Genomic DNA, 18,215 nt, shown 5'->3' on the forward strand with positions numbered 1-18,215 from the left:
ATTTAAGGAGAGGTTATGAGATTTGCGCATATGTATGCTAAGGGGGTTATCGGCTAGTTGACTGCCAGGAAAGAAGCGCACTTTAATCTTACCAACCAGGAAGCAGCAGTCCTTTACGGACTGCAGGATGAAAACCTGAAGTTTTTGGAAAATAATTTAAGCGCAAAAATTTTGGCCAGGGGCGGCGAGATTTACCTTTCGGGTAACCCCGGAGAAGTTGAACTTGCGGAGGAAGTTATTTCTTGCCTGCTTGAGCAGGTGCGGATGGGAAACGCGATTACTGTTCCGGACATCAATTACTGCCTGCGGGCCGTGATGGACGGCAAGGGGAGCGGCCTGGACGAGGTCTTAAACCAGGTCATCCAGGTTACGGCCAGGGGAAGGCAGATAAAAGCAAAAACCGCGGGGCAGTACCAGTATGTCCAGGCCATCAAGATGAACGATATAGTTTTCGGGATAGGTCCCGCCGGCACGGGAAAAACTTACCTGGCCGTGGTGATGGCCGTTTCCGCTCTCAAAAACAAGGAGGTAAACCGGATTATCCTTACGCGACCGGCTGTGGAGGCCGGCGAAAAGCTCGGTTTTTTACCCGGTGACCTGCAGGAAAAAGTCAATCCTTACCTGCGACCTCTTTATGACGGGCTTTATGACGTTCTGGGCATTGATACCACCCAGCGCTATGTGGACAAAGCGATTATTGAGATCGCGCCGCTGGCTTATATGCGGGGCAGGACACTGGACGATTCGTTCATTATCCTGGACGAGGCGCAGAATACAACGCCGGAACAGATGAAGATGTTCTTAACCCGGATCGGCTTTGGCTCAAAAGCGGTGATAACCGGAGATATAACGCAGGTCGATTTGCCCAGGAATTCCAACTCCGGGCTGGTAATTGTGCAAAAGATCCTTAAAGGGATCGAGGGGATCAGTTTTCAGTATCTCACCCAGGCGGACGTGGTGAGGCACCCTGTCGTCCAGAAGATAATCAACGCCTACGAAGAGTACCAGCGACTTGAGGAAACCGGCAACGACAAGGTTTTCTAAGGAGGAGATTATCATAACCGCTAAAACAAAAGGGCTGTTAACAAGAACGAGCAGGTTCTGGGGGAGCGACAAAATAAAGCAGTTCCTCTGGTTGGCCCTTTTCTTTCTCGGTGTAATGGCTGTGTTTGCCGTTCATTACATGCCCAAAGAGCAGGTAATCAAGGCGGGCCAGGTTTCGCCCAGCACGATCAAGGCGCCGCAAACCCTCACCTTTGAAGATCCCAAGAAGACGGCAGAGAGAAAACAGGCTGCCAGGGACAGCGTGGGTGAGGTTTATGTGCTTGACAGGAAAGTAATGAAAGACATGGAAGACAGCATTGAACAGGTGTTTAACGAGTATCAGAGAATTGTAAGGCGCGATAATATCGACACTAAAGAAAAAATCCGGCTGCTGAAAAGAGAGTATAACTTGAGCGATATGGCCGCAAATATACTTTTGTACATGGAACAGGACACCATGAAGGCGCTGAAAGCGGAAGCCCTGAATCTCTTGCGCACCAACTGGCAGATGGGGGTCAGGGACTTTGAGGTTGAAGAGAAAAGAACGAAGATTCTCAACCAGATAGAATTGCTGAACTACAATGCCCCTTACAGGGACCTGATTAAAGCCGTTTTCCAAAAGGTCGAGCTTTTGCCAAACTATAAATATGACGAAGCCGCCACTATGAAAGCCAAGGAAGAAGCGGCTGAAAGCGAAGGCCCCGTGCTTGTCACGATCCGGAAAGGACAAAAAATTGTCGGCGAGGGAGAGGTCGTAACGGATGAACAGGTTGAAATTCTTGAGGCCCTGGGTTACCAGAAAACAACCTCGCCGTATATTGCCTTGGGAGGAATCTCCATCCTTCTTATTCTGAATATGGTTTTGACAGCGCTTTTCTTGAAGTATTTCCGAAAAGACATTTACGCCAAGAATAACAGCATCGTTTTGTTGAGCCTTATTGTGTTTATCATGATACTTCTGGCAAAACTTATTGTTTCCGTCAGGATCAGCGCACAGCCGGAAGTTTCCGCGCTGGTCGGTTACCTTGTGCCGGTGGCTGCGGGGTCGATGCTGATAACCATCCTCATGGACAACAAGCTGGCGGTATTTACCACGGTGATTCTCAGCGGTTTTGTGGGGATTTTGAATGACAACCAGCTGTTCTATGCCATCAATGCCTTTGTGGGGGGCCTTGTCGGTGTATACAGCGTGTCGCGGTTCAGCCAGCGCCTGGACTGGGTAAGGGCGGGATTGTATGTAGCTGCGGCCGATATGGTTTGCATCTTTGCCCTGGGTTTGATGAGCAGTCACTCCTGGCAGCTTTTATTGACAGGTATGCTCCTGGGGATCATGAGCGGCTTTTTTTCCGCCATTTTTGCATACGGCAGCCTGCCTTTTTTTGAGCAGGGGTTTAAAGTCACCACCAGCGTGCGGCTGATGGAACTGGCCAATCCCAACCAGCCGCTGTTGAAAAAACTCCTGATGGAAGCGCCGGGCACGTACCACCACAGTATTCTGGTGGGGAACCTGGGCGAAGCTGCGGCCGACATAGTGGGAGCCGATTCTTTGCTTGTGAGGGTCGGAGCCTATTACCATGATATTGGTAAACTGAAAAGACCTTATTTTTTCATCGAAAACCAGCTGGGCGGGGATAACGCCCATCAAAAACTCACCCCAGCTTTGAGCACGCTGATTATTACCGCTCATGTCAAGGACGGGTTGGAACTGGCGAACAAGTACGGGATGCCTCCCGTTATCATGGACATTATTGCCCAGCATCACGGGACCAGCCTGGTTACCTTTTTTTATCATAAAGCTCTGGAAATGGGGAACGCTGATAATGTTAAAGAAAGCGATTTTCGTTATGACGCTCCCAAGCCGCAGTCAAAGGAAGCGGCAATAGTTATGCTGGCTGACAATGTTGAAGCAGCTGTTCGTTCCATGACGGCAGTTACACCCGAAAAAATCGAGGGGTTGGTCAGGAAAATTATCAAGGAACGGCTCCAGGACGGGCAGTTGGACGAATCGGCTCTTACCTTCAAAGACCTTGACCTGATTTCCGGCGCGTTTACCCGTATCCTGAACGGTATTTTCCACAACCGGATAGAGTACCCGGACAGCGTCCTGGAGAAAATGGAAGGGGAGAAAAGGCCGGATGCGGATACTGATAGGCAATCGGCAGCGGCAGGTGAAAGTGACGGGGAGAATTAGGGAAATAATCCGCCGTGCCGGTCAAGAGGTCGCCGGAGTGTTTAAACTTCCTGAAAATACGGAAGTGAGTATAACTCTTCTTGACGACCAGGCGGTCAGGAAGCTTAACAGTGAGTACCGCCATGTTGACAGACCTACCGATGTTCTTTCTTTTGCTTTTGCCGAACCGTTCGGAGAAGAAGGAGTTGTTTTTGACGAGGTGGAAAACACGCGTTTGCTGGGGGAAATCGTCATTTCCCTGGAACGGGCCAGCGCACAGGCGGGAGAATACGGCCACAGCTTGGAAAGAGAAATCGGTTATCTGACGGTTCACGGACTGCTTCACCTCCTTGGCTTTGATCACCAGGATGAAGGGCAGGCGGCCAGGATGCGCGAATGGGAAGAAAAGATTCTGCAGACGCTAAAATTATCAAGGGATTAAGCCATGAAAAAGGAAGAAAGCATTTGTAAAAAGTTTGGTCATGCCGCGAAGGGAATACTTGCGGTTGCCAGGACGGAAAGAAACATGAAAGTTCACCTGGCGGCTGCGCTGTTCGCGGTAGGGTTAGCCGCTTATTTCAAGCTCGAAGCCTGGAAGTGGGCGGTTCTTTTCCTGACGATTGCCCTGGTCATGGTGTCGGAAATGATCAATACGGCTGTTGAGGCGGTTGTGGATTTGCACAGCAAAACCTATCATCCCCTGGCGCAAAAGGCTAAAGACGTGGCTGCAGGAGCTGTCCTGCTGGCCGCTCTTTGGTCGGTTATCGTGGGCGCTGTTATCTTTTTCTTTTAGGAGGGAAAGGTTTTGTCGGTTTCACAGGTGGTGTTAATTTTTTCCCTGTTGCTTTTGCTTTCCCTGTCAGCGTTTTTTTCGGCAACGGAAACGGCTTTTTTTTCGGCCAATAAAATCAAGATCAGGCACCTGGCGGAAGAAGGGAACAAAAAGGCCGCTGCGGCCAGGCGACTTCTTGAGCAGCCCAACCGGTTAATTTCGACGGTCCTGGTGGGCAACAACATTGTCAATATCGCGGCCACGGCTCTTGCCACCATGCTGGCGATCGGTCTGTTCGGCAAAAGCGGGGCCGGGATCGCTACCGGGGTCATGACTGTGCTGGTTTTGGTATTTGGGGAAATAACCCCTAAAACCCTGGCCTCCCGGCGAGCGGAAGAATTCGTTCTCGGTGCAGGCAGGTTTGTCAATTTTTTAGGGGTGGTTTTTTACCCCGTGGTTCGCCTATTGAACTCTATTACCGGTTTTTTGCTTAAGCCCTTTGGAGGCAAGCTGCCGGAGAACCCGCTGGTGACGGAAGAAGAAATAAGAATGCTGGTGAACGTGGGACAGGAAGAGGGCCTGCTTGACGAGGACGAGCGGGAAATGATCGACAGCATTTTTGAGTTCGATGATACTCTCGTGAGGGAGATAATGGTGCCGCGCATCGATATTGCCGCTGTCAGTGTCGACGAGACCCCCGATGCCGTAATCAAACTGGTGGTTGAGCTGGGTCATTCCCGCATCCCCGTTTATGAAAATACAGTGGACAACATCATCGGCGTAATATACGCCAAAGACCTGCTTAAACCGCTGCTCGAAGGGCCCGATAAAATGCCCCCGATCCGCCAGTTGATGAGGCTTGCCTACTATGTTCCGGAAAGCAAGAAGGTGAGGGACCTTTTTGCCGAGCTGCGCAAGGAAAAGGTGCACATGGCCATTGTGCTTGATGAGTACGGGGGGACGGCCGGCCTGGTGACTATTGAGGATGTGATCGAAGAGATTGTCGGCGAAATCCAGGATGAATTCGACAAGGAAGAAAAGAACATCGAGGTCCTGGCCGACGGGACGCTGCTCGTAGATGCCCGGACTTCCATTTGTGATATTAATGAACTGCTGGAACTGGATCTGCCCGATGACGAGTTTGATACCATCAGCGGGCTGGTTTTTCACATCTTAGGAAGGCCCCCGCAGGAAGGCCAGAAGGTTGAGATAGACAACCTGCATGTGGTGGTGGAGAAGGTCGCTGGACGGCGGATCGTTAAACTGCGCCTGAAAAAAGTGGATTAAACCTTTGGTCATAAAAAGGTGTCTTAAGGGGTAGGAAGATGAGAGGTAAATATTTGAATCTAAGAAGAGCCGTGATTTGTTTGTTGGTGAGCATGGCCCTGGGGGCCCTGGCCTTTTATTTATTGAGAGACCAGATAAATAACGGGATAACGCTGGACCATTTTACCAGGTCCAAGCCTAATGCCGAAAAAATAAAAGAACCGGTTGTCCCGTATCCCGGCTGGAACGACAAAAAAAGGCAGCGCGCCCTGGCGGTGGTTATAGACAATGCTCCGGAAGCCAGGCCGCAGTCTGGTTTGGAGCAGGCGGACATTATCATTGAGCTTCCGGTGGAAGGCGGGCTGACGCGGCTCTTAGCCATTATCAGCGGCGAGAACCAGGAACTTGTAGGGCCGATTCGCAGCGCCAGGTCTTATATTGTTGACCTGGCCAGGGAATATAACAGCATTCTCGTTCATGCCGGCGGCTCGCCGGACGCGCTGGAGACGATCGACAGAGAAGGGATTGAAAACCTTGACGAGATATACGGCAACAGCGAGGCGGCGGCAGCGTTCTGGCGCGTTCCCGACCGACCCAAGCCTCATAACCTTTATGCCAGTTCCGACAGCCTGCGCCGCTCGGCCAAAGCGTTAAAGTACGACCTGGGAACGCCGCCGCCGCAGCATCCCACTTTTAAACCGGATACCGAGATGACAGGTGAGAGCATCAGCGATGTGACTATTTTTTACGCGAACAGGAAAAGCCTTGTCCGGTACGTATTCAATAAGGAAAAGAGGGTATTTGAACGCTATATGGAGGAAAAACCGCACCTCACAGCCAAGGGAGAACAGCTTACCGGAGCCAATGTCATTGTCCAGTACGTGCCTTACCAGTATATAGACGGCGACGGGCGGCTCCAGTTGATCATGCACGGGTCAGGCCAGGCCCTGGTATTCAGCGACGGCAAAGTCATCAAGGGTTTGTGGCAGAAAAACCCTGGAGGTCATGCCAGGTACACGGATTTGAAAGGCAAAACGATCGCTTTGATGGAGGGCCCCACCTGGATCGAGGTGGTGCCAAAAGGAACACGTGTCGAGTATTGAGGTGAGCGCTGAGATGGATTACGGCAAACTTGTTCAGGCTGCGCAGGAAGCCAGGGAGAGGGCGTATGCGCCTTATTCGGGTTTTAAAGTGGGGGCAGCCCTTTTGGGCTTTGACGGCCGGGTCTTCACAGGGTGCAACGTGGAAAACGCTTCCTATGGACTTACCCTCTGCGCAGAAAGGTCGGCCCTGGCCAGGGCTGTTGGCGAGGGGGTTTATTCATTTCAGGCCATCGCTGTAGTTACAGGGCTTGAAGAGCCTGCCGCGCCGTGCGGCGCCTGCCGGCAGGCGCTGGCCGAGTTTTCGCCTGAAATGACGGTTGTCCTGGCCAACAATAAAGGGACAACAAAGGTAACGAGCTTGAAGGAACTGCTGCCCCTCGCCTTTGGCAAGCCTGACCTGGGGGAGGGAAGGCACTGTGAGTGAGGGGCACCGTTCGGGATTCATTGCTTTGATCGGCCGGCCCAATGCCGGCAAGTCCACTTTGCTGAACAACCTGGTAGGCCATAAGATTGCCATAACGTCCGATAAACCGCAGACAACGAGAAATAAAATACTGGGGATTTTGACGGGAGAAGGCTGGCAGATGGTTTTCCTTGATACTCCTGGTATTCACAAGCCAAAGGACAGGCTCGGCGAGCACATGGTCAGGGTGTCCATGAACACCCTCAATGAAGTTGATGTGATCTATTACCTTATTGATGTCTCCGTCCCTTTTGGCGGCGGGGATGCCTTTATCATGGAAAAGCTCAAACACGTAAAAACGCCGGTCTTTTTGCTGCTTAATAAAATTGACTTGCTGGATAAGCCCCGGCTGCTCCCCCTGATCGATTTCTATCAAAAAAAGGGAGAATGGCAGGAAATCGTGCCTGTTTCAGCTTTAAAGGGCGAGAGCATCGATTCTCTTCTGAAAACAACCATCGAACGGATTCCTCCCGGCCCGCGCTATTATCCCGGCGAGGCTGTCACCGACCAGCCGGAGCGGGTTCTGGCAGCGGAGTTTATAAGGGAAAAGGTGATTGAAGCCACCAGGGAGGAGGTCCCCCATTCCACTGCGGTCGAAGTGGAACAAATGGAGCGACGGAGTGAGGGACTTTTATATATTGGGGCCGTAATTTACGTGGAACGGGAGTCCCAGAAAGGCATCCTGATCGGCAAAAAGGGCGAAATGCTTAAATTTATCGGCAGCAGAGCCCGTTTTGACCTGGAGAGGCTTTTTGGCAACAGGGTTTACCTGGAACTCTGGGTGAAGGTTAAAGCCGGCTGGCGCAGCAAGGAAAAAAGCCTGCGCGAGCTGGGCTACAAAGACTGGTAATTAACTGCTAAAAGGACGTGTAAGAATGCGGCGCGCGCTGGCTTACTTCATTTGTGCGGTGTTAATCGTTTCAGGTTCAATTTATGGCAAAACCCTGCGGTACGAGCGAACGGGCGAACCTGAAACGATGGCTAAAGGAGTTGTTCTGGAGGCGAAAGAGATCGAGCTGCAGGCTGAAGAAAAGAGCTTGCCCGACGAAAGACAGTGGTCCGTCAGGGTGCAAATCACCAGCGGCCCTTACCGGGGGCGCTGTATTGACACCGAGCATTATTACGGCGGTAACCCGGCGTATGATTTTCTTGTTTACCCGGGAGACGAGGTCGTTCTCAGCCTGGAAGTTGAGGACTATGTATTAAAAAACGCCTATATAGCCAACCTTTCACGCGAAAAATACTTATACTACCTGTTTGCCCTGTTTATCGCCGGCATACTGCTGGTTGGAGCCAGGCAGGGGCTGAAGACGGTCGTTTCGCTTCTCATAACGGGCTGGGCCATTCTCAAAATAATGCTGCCGGCCTTATTGGCCGGCAGGAATCCTCTTGCCGTCACGCTGTTCGTCAGTGGGGGAATTACCATCATCACGCTTCTTTTGATTGCGGGTTTAACCCGCAAGTCCCTGGCGGCGATTGCCGGCACGATGGTGGGAGTGCTTTTTGGCGGTCTTTTGGCCCGCCATATTATTGCGTTAACAAAGGTTAACGGGATGGGCTCCGAAGAGAGCAGGTTGTTCTTTTACACTTTTGCCGAGGGAAAACTTGACTTTTCGGGCCTGCTCTTCGCGGGAATAGTGATCGGCGCGCTGGGGGCGGTAATGGATGTGGCCATGTCCATTGCCTCCAGCGTCAATGAAATACACGAGGTTGATCCTGACCTTTCTTTTGTGCAGTTAACAAGGAGCGGGCTTAATATAGGCAGGGACATTATCGGCACGATGGCCAACACGCTTGTCCTGGCCTACACCGGCAGCGCCCTTACATTGATGTTGCTGCTGCTGGCCAACGCTATTCCTTACCTGAAATATATCAACCTGGACTTAATCGCTACCGAGGTTATCCGCGCGCTGGCAGGCAGCCTCGGCATGGTAATGGCCGTGCCTTTTACCGCTGTCATCAGCGCTGCGCTGTGTTATACTCCCAAGCCCAGCAGGAGACCGGCCCGGTAGACCAAAAAGCAGATCAGCCATGCCAGCGCGAGCGTGTAACCGATGGAAAAAAGCGGCCATTTCCAGGTATTTGTCTCTCGCCTGATCACGGCGATGGTGGCCAGGCAGGGCACGTAAATCAGGACAAACAGCATCAGCACGTACGCGTTTAAAGGTGTGAACCCTGATTGGAGCCGCGCACGTTCGGCAAAGGTCCTGACCGGTTCCTCACCGGCTGTGGAGAGGGATTCCGTGTCTTCAATGCTGTAAAGGGCGCCCAGGGTACTCACGATCACTTCTTTGGCCGCAAAGCCTGAAATAAGGGCGATACCTGTTTTCCAGTCGAAGCCAATGGGTTTCAACAGGGGTTCCAGAACGCGTCCCGCCATCCCGGCATAGCTGTGTTCAAGCTGAACGGCGGGGCTGGTGTGGCTGCTGCCGCTGTTTCCCGCAAGAGGGAAGGTGAACAGGAACCACATCAACAGTGAGGCCAGCAGTATGAGGGTACCTGCTTTTTTTAAATAGAGGCGGGTCCTCAACCACATTTGCGCAAGAACGCTTTTCAGCGTAGGCATGCGGTAGGCCGGGAGTTCCATCACAAACGGCTCGGATTCTCCGGGTAATACCCAAGAGCGCAGGATTTTTGCCGTGATCACGGCCAGGACGATTCCTATGAGATAAATGGAAAAAAGGATCGAGCCAGCCCTGCTTTTATCGAAAAAGGCAGCAGAAAGCAGGGTATAGACAGGGAGACGCGCCCCGCAGCTCATTAAAGGAACCACCAGTATCGTCACCAGCCTGTCGCGGCTGTCTTCCAGGGTGCGGGTGGCCATAACGGCGGGAATCGAGCAACCGAAACCCAGCAGCATGGGGATGAACGACTTGCCGTGCAGGCCCACCAGGTGCATGAACTTGTCGGTAACAAAAGCGGTGCGGGCCATGTATCCTGTTCCTTCCAGCAGGGCGATCCCCAGGTAAAGCATTAGAATATTGGGCAAAAAGACGACGACCCCTCCGACACCGCCAATCAGGCCGTCAACCAGCAGCGACTTGAGCAGTCCTCCGGGAAGCAAGTCTTCAAGGAGCAGGCTTAACTTGACAAAACCCGCATCGAGCCATTCCATAGGCACTGCTCCCAGGGCAAAGGTGAACTGGAAAAGGAGCCACATCATCCCCAGGAATACTGGGATTCCCAGCACGCGGTGGAGAAGGACCCTGTCGATAATGTCCGTGAGCGACTCCCTGACCTCGCGGGTCAACTTCTGGGCTTCACGACAGGCCCCTCGCACAAAGGCGTAGCGCCCGTTAATGATCAGCGATTCGGGGTCCTGGTTGTAAAGCTGTGCCAGGAACTGGCGGCTTTTTTCAACTTGTTCGCTTATCCTGCCGCTTTCCGGCAGTGCTTCTATTTTCTTCATGACCTCCCTGTCATGTTCAAGGAGTTTTATTGCCGACCAGCGCCGGAGGGCATCGCCTCTTTCTTTTCCGGCATAAAGACCGGGGGGGATGAGCCCCTGGATCAGGAGTATCTGTTTTTCTATGCGGTCGTCATAACGCAAGGGTTTGTCCGCAGGATTTTTTTGTTCGCTGGCCGCCTGGACGGCTGCCTCCAGAAGTTCCCTGGTTCCTTCGTTTCTTGTTCCCACCACCGGGATGACCTGCGCTCCCATAAGCGAAGAGAGGAGGTCATAGTCGAATACTATTCCCTCTTTGTCCGCCATATCGACCATGTTCAGGGCTATGATCATAGGCAGTCCCAGCTCTTTCAACTGAACGGACAGGTTGAGATTTCGTTCGGTATTGGTGGCGTCCACGATGTTGACAATAACGTCGATGTTTCCTTCCAGCAGCTCATGGCGGGCCACCACTTCTTCGGGAGAATAGGCCGTCAGGCTGTACGTCCCCGGCAGGTCTATTACGGTTATCTCGGTGTCGCCGCAACTGGTTTTACCTTCTTTCTTTTCCACGGTCACGCCGGGATAATTTCCCACTCGCTGCCGGGAACCGGTCAGGTTGTTGAAGATTGTGGTTTTCCCCGAGTTCGGGTTCCCCGCCAGGGCGATGGTGATGTTTTTCTTCATAGATAATTGACCTCTAATTCTTTTATTCTTTTATTCTTTAATTCTCTTTGGTTATTTCCACCAGTTCGGCCTCTTCTTTCCGGAGCGAGAGGAGACAGCCCTTGAGCTTTATTTCCAGAGGGTCTCCGAGGGGAGCGTAGCGGACCACATTGATAACGCTTCCCGGCACAATGCCCATCTCCATTATTCGCCGGCGCAGCGCGCCTGTCCCATTGATTTTAACCACTGTTGCCGACTGGCCGGGCGGCAGATTGCGCAGAGTCAGATTTCCCGCCAAGACGAATCATCCTTTCTGAACTGGTTATACTAATACTTTTTTTCAATTGCGTTATTGCAAATATTTTCCAAAAATTGGGCCAGCTTGTCAGCCGTATCGGGACTGATGGCATGCTCCATCAGGCAGGCTTCCCTGTTAGCCGTTTCAGGTTTTACCCCCAGGATGTCGGTTAGGAATTTTTTCAGGATGGTGTGCCGGTATCTAATCTTTAGGGCCTTCTGGCGCCCTTTTTCCGTCAATTCGAGGGGACCGTATTTTTCGTGACGGAGCAAACCGTGATTGACCAGGGATTTTACTGTTTCGGTGACGGTTGGTTTGGCCACCTGCATGTGGACGGCAAGGTCTGTGGTCCTTACCGCGCTTTTTTGCTCGGAAAGGTTCAGAATGGTCTCGAGGTAGTCCTCGAGCGCATTGGAAATAACTGGTGCACCAGGCATTTTATGACCACCTCAAAAGTTAGCATAACCTAACATTAAAATAACACCTTGTATTTTTACTGTCAATAAGTTTTCTGCGCATGATAATCATAATTATAATATATTACTGATACCGGTTAATTTATTGTTCCTGGCAAAAACTGGTAAGGTAAAAGGAGGGAGCAGGATGTTCAAAGAACTAAAGACCGTTGCTAGTAAAATAAGCATGTATGCGGCTCAACAGGAAGAAAAAGCGGCCCGGGAACTCCTGGCCGACCTGCAGGTTGCCGATATTGCCGAGGTTCTTGAGGAGTTGGAAACCACGGAACAGCGCTGGGTTGTTTCGCTCCTGGATAATGAGACGGCGGCCCTGGTAATCAATGAGCTGGATCCTGAGCTGGGGGGCGAACTCCTGGGCAACCTCCATGAAGAAAGGGTATCCGAAATACTGGAGGAGATGTCTTCCGACGACGCTGCCGACCTTTTAAGCGAGCTTTCCGACACTGAACAGGCCCGCTATCTCGAACTCCTGGAAACGGAAGACCAGCAGGATGTCAGGGAGCTGATGAAGTACAGGGAAGATACGGCCGGCGGCCTGATGACTTTCGAGTATGTGGCCATCAGGGAAGACATAACAGCGGCAAAGGCCATTGAGGAGCTTCGCGAGACAGCTCCCGATGCGGAAACGGTTTATTACGTGTATGTAATCAATACGAAAAACCAGCTGGTAGGCGTCATTTCCTTAAGGGAATTGATCATCGCTTCCCCGGATTCTCTTATCCGCGATATCATGCGCCGTAATGTGATAAGCGTTCCGGTGGATATGGACCAGGAAGAAGTGGCCCGTATCGTCTCCAGATACGATTTCCTGGCGGTGCCGGTGGTGGACCATGACAAATCCCTGCTGGGCATTATCACTTTTGACGACGTGATCGATGTTATTAATGAGGAGGCTTCGGAAGATATTTACCGCTTGGCCGGCGCTCCGGGCGAAGTCGAAGAGGAAGAGGAGGAAGACTTTTTTTTGAGGATCAGGGCATCGCTCAAAGCCAGGCTGCCATGGCTGTTTATCACTATGCTGGGAGGGCTGGTCTCAGGAAAGGTTCTCAGCCATTTTTCGGGTGAAATAAGCGCCGTGGTAGCCCTGGCTTTCTTCATTCCCCTCCTGACAGGGATGGGAGGCAATGTGGGAACGCAGTCGTCCACCGTCACGGTGCGCGGAATAGCCACTGGCCAGATCAGGTCTGGAGACATAATGCGCGTCATTTTGAGGGAGGCCTTGACGGGGCTGGCAATCGGCGCCGTGTTAGGTTTCATTGTCGGCATAGTGGCTTCCTGGTGGCAGAGCAAACCAATGCTCGGCCTGGTTGTGGGACTGGCCATGCTGGGGAACATGTTTACTGCCGCTACAATGGGCACAATCGTCCCGCTTTTTTTTCGCCGGATAGGAATAGATCCGGCGGTGGCGTCGGCTCCCTTCATCTCTACCGCCATTGACATAACCGGGCTTGTCATCTACTCCACCCTGGCCACACTGCTTATATCCCACCTTTTGTGAAACCGGCTGCAATGAGAGGGGATATACCGGCATAGTTGGTCGGCCGGCCGGCCGGTGGAATATTGTTTTTTAAAATAAAAAGATTATGATATAATAAAAACTAATAAGAAAGCTCTAAAGACAATAACAGGCTGGTTTGGCAAATATAAATAAGTATACTGGCGATGCGGGGAGAAAAAATAAAAAAAGAATACTCACAAGACATCGGAAAGGAATTTGGCTATGCCTTATCAGGAAGTATTCTGGAACTTTTTTCAGGCTACCGGCCGTATTGGCGCTTATCTCATTTTCCGGGAAATAAGGAAGGATTCCCCCGCGTTTTCAAACCGGATATTTAGAAAGAAGCGCGAACTGGGGTGAAAGATGGTGGCTCTTTATCATACAGAAGCGCTGGTTTTGCGAGCAAGGAAATACATGGAGGCAGACAGCCTCCTTACTCTTTTGACCAGGGAAAAAGGTAAGGTTTCGGCTATCGCCAAGGGCGTCCGCAAGCCGAACAGCCGCCTGCGGGGCGGTGTTCAGGCCTTTACCCATAACGATATGCTCCTTTACGAGGGCCGGAACCTGGATGTTGTTACCCAAAGCCAGTGCCTGGAGGCTTTCGTCCTCCTGCATGAAGACATGTCGGCGATGGCGGCGGCCTCGTACTGGAGCGAACTGCTTGACGCGATGATTGAAGAGGGCGAAAAAGACCAGGAACTGTTTAACCTGGCGCTTTCCGGGTTTCATGCCCTGTGCCTTTTGCCCCGCAAGCTCACCGTGAGGGGGTTGGAAATAAAGCTTTTGTCGCGGCTCGGCTACACGCCGTGCCTGGAAAAGTGCGTTTCCTGCGGATGCCCGGCCGGTGGGGCTTCTCACGTCCTCTTTGCTCCCCAACTCGGCGGAATCCTGTGCCGGGAATGCAGCCAGGCCAAGCCCGCGGTGAAACAGTGCTGTTTTTCGAATGAGGCCCTTGCTGTTTGGCAGCAGCTTTTGCGGATGGATTTGAGCAAAATCGGCCGGCTAAAGCTGTCTGCGCAGGGGTTGGGAGTCCTAGGGCAGGCGGTGGACGAGTTCCTGGCCCTGCTGTTGGAACGTCCCCTTAAATCTGCACCGGTTTTGAAAGAGATGATGCGGGAAGCGGACTAAAAGAGGGTAAGCCGCTGCAAAAAGGGAAATATTAATGTGGTGAAGAATAAATTTTGGAGGTGGGACTATGGACGAACTGAGCAAAATCGACCTTTTACGGGAAAGGATGGGTGTCACATACCAGCAGGCCAAAGACGCCCTTGACGCAAACGGCGGGGATGTGGTGCAGGCTTTGATTTATCTGGAAAAAAACAGCAAGAAGTGGGATGACAGGCTTGACGAAAAGGGAAGACAGCTTGCCGATTACATCAGGGATATTATCAGGAAGGGCAACGTTACCAAGGTGAGGCTGAAAAAAGGGGACAAAATTGTTTTTGAAATCCCGGCCACCATTGGCGCCCTCGGGGTTGGCGGGGCAATCCTGATCCCTCCCCTGCTGTTTATAGTGGCGGTAGGTACGGTAGCCGCCCTTGTCAACAACTACAGCCTGGAAATTGTTCGCCCCGACGGCAAGGTGGAGAGGCACGACCTGAGTTTTTTGGACGATGACGGCAGGGAAAAGCAAAAAACAGACAAGCGTTAGCTAGGGCAGGGAAAAAAAGGGAATTGACGGATTGACAAATTAACGAACCTCTGGTAAATTAATATCGCTGTTGATCCATAATTCCATAAGGGCTGTGAACGGGAGAATTCTCCATCTGCCTGAACAAAGCGAGCCGGGGAAGGGTGAAAGCCCGGCTTGGGTACGGAGAAATGAGGCGCCCTGGAGCCTGGTTTTTAAAAAAAGGGGGCGACCGCTTATGGCGGCCGGCCAAGCAGGGTGGAACCGCGGGAATTTGAGTCCCGTCCCTGCAGCTGTCAAAGAAGCTGCAGGGACGGGACTTTTAAGCTTAACAGAATTTGGTCTGCTGTACACCCGCGCGCTGGGAAAATTTATAGTTTCAAGCAAAGGAGTGTGAGAATTCATGTATTTTCAGGACATCATACTGAACCTGAACAAGTTCTGGGGTGAACGGGGCTGCATTATCCAGCAGCCTTACGACCTGGAGAAAGGGGCGGGAACCATGAACCCGGCGACCTTTTTGAGGGTGCTTGGCCCCGAACCCTGGAACGTCGCTTATGTTGAGCCGTCGCGGAGGCCGACTGACGGCCGCTACGGGGAAAATCCCAACCGCCTGCAGCATTACTACCAGTACCAGGTGATTCTTAAACCGTCGCCGGACAATATCCAGGAACTATACCTGGAAAGCTTAAAGGCGCTGGGTATTGACATGTTGAAACACGACCTCAGGTTTGTTGAAGACAACTGGGAATCACCAACCCTGGGCGCCTGGGGACTGGGCTGGGAAGTGTGGCTGGACGGGATGGAGATTACCCAGTTCACCTACTTCCAGCAGTGCGGCGGTATCGACTGCCGTCCTGTTTCCGGAGAGATCACTTACGGCCTGGAGCGCATCGCCATGTTCATCCAGGAAAAGGAGAGCGTTTTTGATATTGAATGGGTCAACGGGATTACTTACGGGGATATACATCACCAGGGCGAGGTTGATTACTCCCGCTACAACTTTGAAGTGGCCGATACGGCTATGCTGTTTAACCTTTTCGATGCCTTTGAAAGAGAGGCGCTGCGCGTTATCGAAGAAGGGCTGGTGCAGCCTGCTTACGATTACGTGTTGAAGTGCTCGCACACTTTCAATCTCCTGGATGCCAGGGGAGCGATCAGCGTGACGGAAAGAACGGGGTTTATCGCCCGGGTCAGGAATATGGCCAGGGCCTGTGCCCAGGCCTACGTCAGGCAAAGAGAATGTCTCGGATTTCCACTGCTTAAAAACGCGCGACAAAGCACTGGGGATAGTTTAAACGTTCCCAAGGAGGAGGCGTAAAACCATGGCCAATTACTTGCTGGAAATAGGCACTGAAGAAATACCAGCCAGGTTTATGCCCGGCACGCTTGCCCAGCTGGAAGAACTTGCGGCAATTAAGTTTGGAGAGTACCGGTTGAAGTATGGACAGATTCACACCCTGGGAACGCCCAGGCGTATAACACTGCTCGTTTATGACCTGGCGGAAAAGGGGGAAGACCTGCAGGAAGAAGTTAAGGGACCCTCCCGTAAAGCCGCGTTTGGACCGGACGGGCAACCAACCAGGGCGGCTGAAGGTTTCGCTCGCAGCCAGGGAGTTTCCCTGGATAAGCTCATCTTAAAAAATACAGGCAGCGGCGAGTATGTTTTTGCTTTGCGCCAGGTTGAAGGGAGAGCAGCAAGAGAGGTCCTGCCGGAGATAGCGCTTCAGTTAATTAGAGGCCTGAGTTTTCCAAAGTCCATGCGCTGGGCGGACAAAGAGATGCGTTTTGCCCGACCTATCCACTGGCTGGTTTCCCTTTTGGACAGGGAAGTCATCCCGTTTGAAATGGAAGGACTTACGGCGGGACGCACTACCAGGGGCCATCGTTTCCTGGGAAGGGGAAGCATAGAGATTATCGATCCTTTGACTTATGTGGAACAACTAAAAGAAGGGTTTGTGATGGTTGAGCCAAAGCTGCGGCGAGAAGAATGCTGGCGGCAGATAAAAGAAGCGGCGGAGCGTGTGGGAGGAAGGGTGGAAATGGATGAAGAACTGCTGGAGGAGATTACTTACTTGCTTGAATGGCCGACGGCCCTGACCGGAAGCTTTGACCGAGAATACCTTTCAATGCCGGAAGAAGTAGTTATAACACCCATGAAAGAACACCAGCGCTATTTTCCGGTAAGAGGGAGCGGCGGAGAACTTTTAAATCATTTCATAACCGTGCGCGACGGGAACGATGCTCACCTGGAGATTGTAAGCGCGGGAAACGAAAAAGTGCTCAGGGCCCGGCTGGCTGACGCCCGTTTTTTCTGGGATGATGACAGGAAAGTTAAATTGGAACAGTATCTTCCCCGCCTGGAAAAAATAGTTTTCCAGGAGAGCCTGGGCACGGTTGCCCAAAAGGTCGAAAGGATCATAAACAGCGTGGGGGCATATATCAAGGCCTTAGGGCTTACCACGGAAACAGGGCAAAACGCGCTGAGGGCGGCTCAACTGGCCAAGGCTGACCTGGTTACAAGCATGGTTTACGAATTTCCGGAACTGCAGGGGATAATGGGACAGTATTATGCCGTTCTTTCAGGGGAAAGAAAAGAGGTTGCCCGCGCCATTATGGAGCACTACCAGCCGCGTTTCGCGGGTGACGCCATACCGCAGAGCGTGGAGGGGGCCCTGGTAAGCCTGGCTGATAAGATAGATACTATTGCCGGTTGTTTTGCTATCGGGATTGAACCGACCGGGTCGCAGGACCCCTATGCCTTAAGGCGCCAAGCTATGGGCATATGCCATATAATTATTGGGCACAGTTTTGAACTCAATTTGGATGATCTGATTGGCCAAGCGCTGGAAAACTACCGGGGGGTTTTGCCTGATCGGGAATTGGGAGAAGAGATGCGCGAAAGAGTCAGGGAGTTTTTCCAGGCCCGCCTGAAAAACATCCTAGGTGACGAAGGGCACCGTTACGATGTGATTGAGGCGGTGCTGGGAGTCGACTACAGCAATTTTCTTACCGTAAAGGCCAGGGCAGAAGCGCTCAGCAGGACAAAGGACGATCCTGGCTTCAGAGAAATGCTGACCTCCTTTACCAGGGCTTATAATCTCACCAGGAAAACGGCGGCTTGCCCCATACAGCCGCAGCACCTGGCTGATAAGGCGGAAAAAGAACTATATGCGGTCCTGCAAGAGGTGGAGAAAAAGCTGCCGGGGCTGGAAAAACAGCGGGAATTCGTGGAGATTATCCGGCTTTTGTCTCCCCTGTCTGGGCCGGTTGACAGGTTCTTCAACGCGGTGCTGGTGATGGTTGACGACGAAAAAGTCCGCAATAACCGCCTGGCCTTGCTGCACAAAGTTGTGGAGCTCACTCGCGGCGTGGGGGATTTGAGCAGGATAGCGCCCTCCCTTTAGTGACAGCTTAATAAAATAAAAAAAATAAATAGTATAT

The 18,215-nt window shown here is 52.1% G+C and carries 18 protein-coding genes; 15 read left to right on the top strand and 3 right to left on the bottom strand.

What is annotated here, in order from left to right; translation table 11 throughout:
- Window positions 1-57 precede the first annotated feature (57 nt).
- Genes NUV48_04360 through NUV48_04400 form a run of 9 tightly spaced genes read left to right on the top strand, consistent with a single transcriptional unit; the run spans window position 58 to window position 8,830 of the window.
- Window positions 58-1,044, top strand: a complete 987-nt coding sequence (locus NUV48_04360; GenBank protein ID MCR4441371.1) for a PhoH family protein — start codon at window positions 58-60, stop codon at window positions 1,042-1,044.
- Window positions 1,013-3,235 (top strand): HDIG domain-containing protein, encoded by a 2,223-nt coding sequence (locus NUV48_04365; protein MCR4441372.1) that lies wholly within the window; start codon window positions 1,013-1,015, stop codon window positions 3,233-3,235. The genes NUV48_04360 and NUV48_04365 overlap by 32 nt, the downstream gene beginning before the upstream one ends.
- Window positions 3,180-3,656 (top strand): rRNA maturation RNase YbeY, encoded by a 477-nt coding sequence (gene ybeY, locus NUV48_04370; GenBank protein MCR4441373.1) that lies wholly within the window; start codon window positions 3,180-3,182, stop codon window positions 3,654-3,656. The genes NUV48_04365 and ybeY overlap by 56 nt, the downstream gene beginning before the upstream one ends.
- Window positions 3,657-3,659: 3 nt before the next feature.
- A complete protein-coding gene (locus tag NUV48_04375) occupies window positions 3,660-4,007 on the top strand; it encodes a diacylglycerol kinase family protein (protein ID MCR4441374.1) in 348 nt (115 codons plus the stop codon).
- Between the two features lie 12 nt (window positions 4,008-4,019).
- Complete coding sequence (locus NUV48_04380; protein MCR4441375.1) at window positions 4,020-5,273, top strand: hemolysin family protein; 1,254 nt, start codon at window positions 4,020-4,022, stop codon at window positions 5,271-5,273.
- Window positions 5,274-5,311: 38 nt separating this feature from the next.
- Window positions 5,312-6,355 (top strand): DUF3048 domain-containing protein, encoded by a 1,044-nt coding sequence (locus NUV48_04385; protein MCR4441376.1) that lies wholly within the window; start codon window positions 5,312-5,314, stop codon window positions 6,353-6,355.
- Window positions 6,356-6,368: 13 nt separating this feature from the next.
- Entirely contained in the window at window positions 6,369-6,779 is a 411-nt protein-coding gene (gene cdd, locus NUV48_04390; GenBank protein ID MCR4441377.1) for a cytidine deaminase, read from the top strand.
- Entirely contained in the window at window positions 6,772-7,668 is an 897-nt protein-coding gene (era, locus tag NUV48_04395; protein MCR4441378.1) for a GTPase Era, read from the top strand. The genes cdd and era overlap by 8 nt, the downstream gene beginning before the upstream one ends.
- Window positions 7,669-7,693: 25 nt before the next feature.
- A complete protein-coding gene (locus NUV48_04400) occupies window positions 7,694-8,830 on the top strand; it encodes a YibE/F family protein (GenBank protein MCR4441379.1) in 1,137 nt (378 codons plus the stop codon).
- Here NUV48_04400 and feoB read toward each other — a convergent pair.
- From feoB to NUV48_04415, 3 genes are read right to left on the bottom strand one after another with little or no spacing between them, the layout of a single operon-like run.
- Window positions 8,794-10,890 carry a ferrous iron transport protein B gene (gene feoB / locus NUV48_04405; GenBank protein MCR4441380.1) on the bottom strand — a complete coding sequence of 699 codons (2,097 nt, stop codon included), beginning with the start codon at window positions 10,888-10,890 and terminating at the stop codon, window positions 8,794-8,796. The two genes, NUV48_04400 and feoB, sit on opposite strands and share 37 nt — an antisense overlap.
- Window positions 10,891-10,927: 37 nt before the next feature.
- Window positions 10,928-11,167 carry a ferrous iron transport protein A gene (locus NUV48_04410; GenBank protein ID MCR4441381.1) on the bottom strand — a complete coding sequence of 80 codons (240 nt, stop codon included), beginning with the start codon at window positions 11,165-11,167 and terminating at the stop codon, window positions 10,928-10,930.
- Between the two features lie 29 nt (window positions 11,168-11,196).
- A complete protein-coding gene (locus NUV48_04415; GenBank protein MCR4441382.1) occupies window positions 11,197-11,604 on the bottom strand; it encodes a metal-dependent transcriptional regulator in 408 nt (135 codons plus the stop codon).
- 166 nt (window positions 11,605-11,770) lie between these two features.
- On the opposite strand from NUV48_04415, the gene mgtE reads away from it, so the two are divergent.
- The 6 genes from mgtE to glyS all read left to right on the top strand — a co-directional run bounded on the left by mgtE (window position 11,771) and on the right by glyS (window position 18,178).
- The gene (gene mgtE, locus NUV48_04420; protein ID MCR4441383.1) at window positions 11,771-13,141 is read left to right on the top strand and encodes a magnesium transporter; all 1,371 of its coding nucleotides are present in this window, start codon (window positions 11,771-11,773) and stop codon (window positions 13,139-13,141) included.
- Between the two features lie 363 nt (window positions 13,142-13,504).
- The gene (gene recO / locus NUV48_04425; GenBank protein ID MCR4441384.1) at window positions 13,505-14,269 is read left to right on the top strand and encodes a DNA repair protein RecO; all 765 of its coding nucleotides are present in this window, start codon (window positions 13,505-13,507) and stop codon (window positions 14,267-14,269) included.
- Window positions 14,270-14,336: 67 nt separating this feature from the next.
- Window positions 14,337-14,792 carry a DUF4342 domain-containing protein gene (locus tag NUV48_04430; protein ID MCR4441385.1) on the top strand — a complete coding sequence of 152 codons (456 nt, stop codon included), beginning with the start codon at window positions 14,337-14,339 and terminating at the stop codon, window positions 14,790-14,792.
- Between the two features lie 217 nt (window positions 14,793-15,009).
- Window positions 15,010-15,168, top strand: coding sequence for a hypothetical protein (locus tag NUV48_04435; GenBank protein MCR4441386.1), 159 nt, complete (start codon window positions 15,010-15,012; stop codon window positions 15,166-15,168).
- Between the two features lie 6 nt (window positions 15,169-15,174).
- Window positions 15,175-16,092, top strand: coding sequence for a glycine--tRNA ligase subunit alpha (gene glyQ, locus NUV48_04440; protein MCR4441387.1), 918 nt, complete (start codon window positions 15,175-15,177; stop codon window positions 16,090-16,092).
- Window positions 16,093-16,096: 4 nt separating this feature from the next.
- Window positions 16,097-18,178 (top strand): glycine--tRNA ligase subunit beta, encoded by a 2,082-nt coding sequence (gene glyS / locus NUV48_04445; GenBank protein MCR4441388.1) that lies wholly within the window; start codon window positions 16,097-16,099, stop codon window positions 18,176-18,178.
- Window positions 18,179-18,215: the final 37 nt, after the last annotated feature.

The sequence above is a fragment of the Peptococcaceae bacterium genome (assembly GCA_024655825.1).
Classification (GTDB): domain Bacteria; phylum Bacillota; class Peptococcia; order DRI-13; family PHAD01; genus JANLFJ01.

Bases quoted from the DNA above. Each gene is read 5' to 3' on its own strand.
- ybeY (MCR4441373.1), top strand. From the start codon at position 3,180: ATGCGGATACTGATAGGCAATCGGCAGCGGCAGGTGAAAGTGACGGGG.
- NUV48_04375 (MCR4441374.1), top strand. From the start codon at position 3,660: ATGAAAAAGGAAGAAAGCATTTGTAAAAAGTTTGGTCATGCCGCGAAG.
- NUV48_04385 (MCR4441376.1), top strand. From the start codon at position 5,312: ATGAGAGGTAAATATTTGAATCTAAGAAGAGCCGTGATTTGTTTGTTG.
- cdd (MCR4441377.1), top strand. From the start codon at position 6,369: ATGGATTACGGCAAACTTGTTCAGGCTGCGCAGGAAGCCAGGGAGAGG.
- NUV48_04400 (MCR4441379.1), top strand. From the start codon at position 7,694: ATGCGGCGCGCGCTGGCTTACTTCATTTGTGCGGTGTTAATCGTTTCA.
- feoB (MCR4441380.1), bottom strand. From the start codon at position 10,890: ATGAAGAAAAACATCACCATCGCCCTGGCGGGGAACCCGAACTCGGGG.
- NUV48_04415 (MCR4441382.1), bottom strand. From the start codon at position 11,604: ATGCCTGGTGCACCAGTTATTTCCAATGCGCTCGAGGACTACCTCGAG.
- mgtE (MCR4441383.1), top strand. From the start codon at position 11,771: ATGTTCAAAGAACTAAAGACCGTTGCTAGTAAAATAAGCATGTATGCG.
- recO (MCR4441384.1), top strand. From the start codon at position 13,505: ATGGTGGCTCTTTATCATACAGAAGCGCTGGTTTTGCGAGCAAGGAAA.
- NUV48_04430 (MCR4441385.1), top strand. From the start codon at position 14,337: ATGGACGAACTGAGCAAAATCGACCTTTTACGGGAAAGGATGGGTGTC.
- NUV48_04435 (MCR4441386.1), top strand. From the start codon at position 15,010: ATGGCGGCCGGCCAAGCAGGGTGGAACCGCGGGAATTTGAGTCCCGTC.
- glyQ (MCR4441387.1), top strand. From the start codon at position 15,175: ATGTATTTTCAGGACATCATACTGAACCTGAACAAGTTCTGGGGTGAA.
- glyS (MCR4441388.1), top strand. From the start codon at position 16,097: ATGGCCAATTACTTGCTGGAAATAGGCACTGAAGAAATACCAGCCAGG.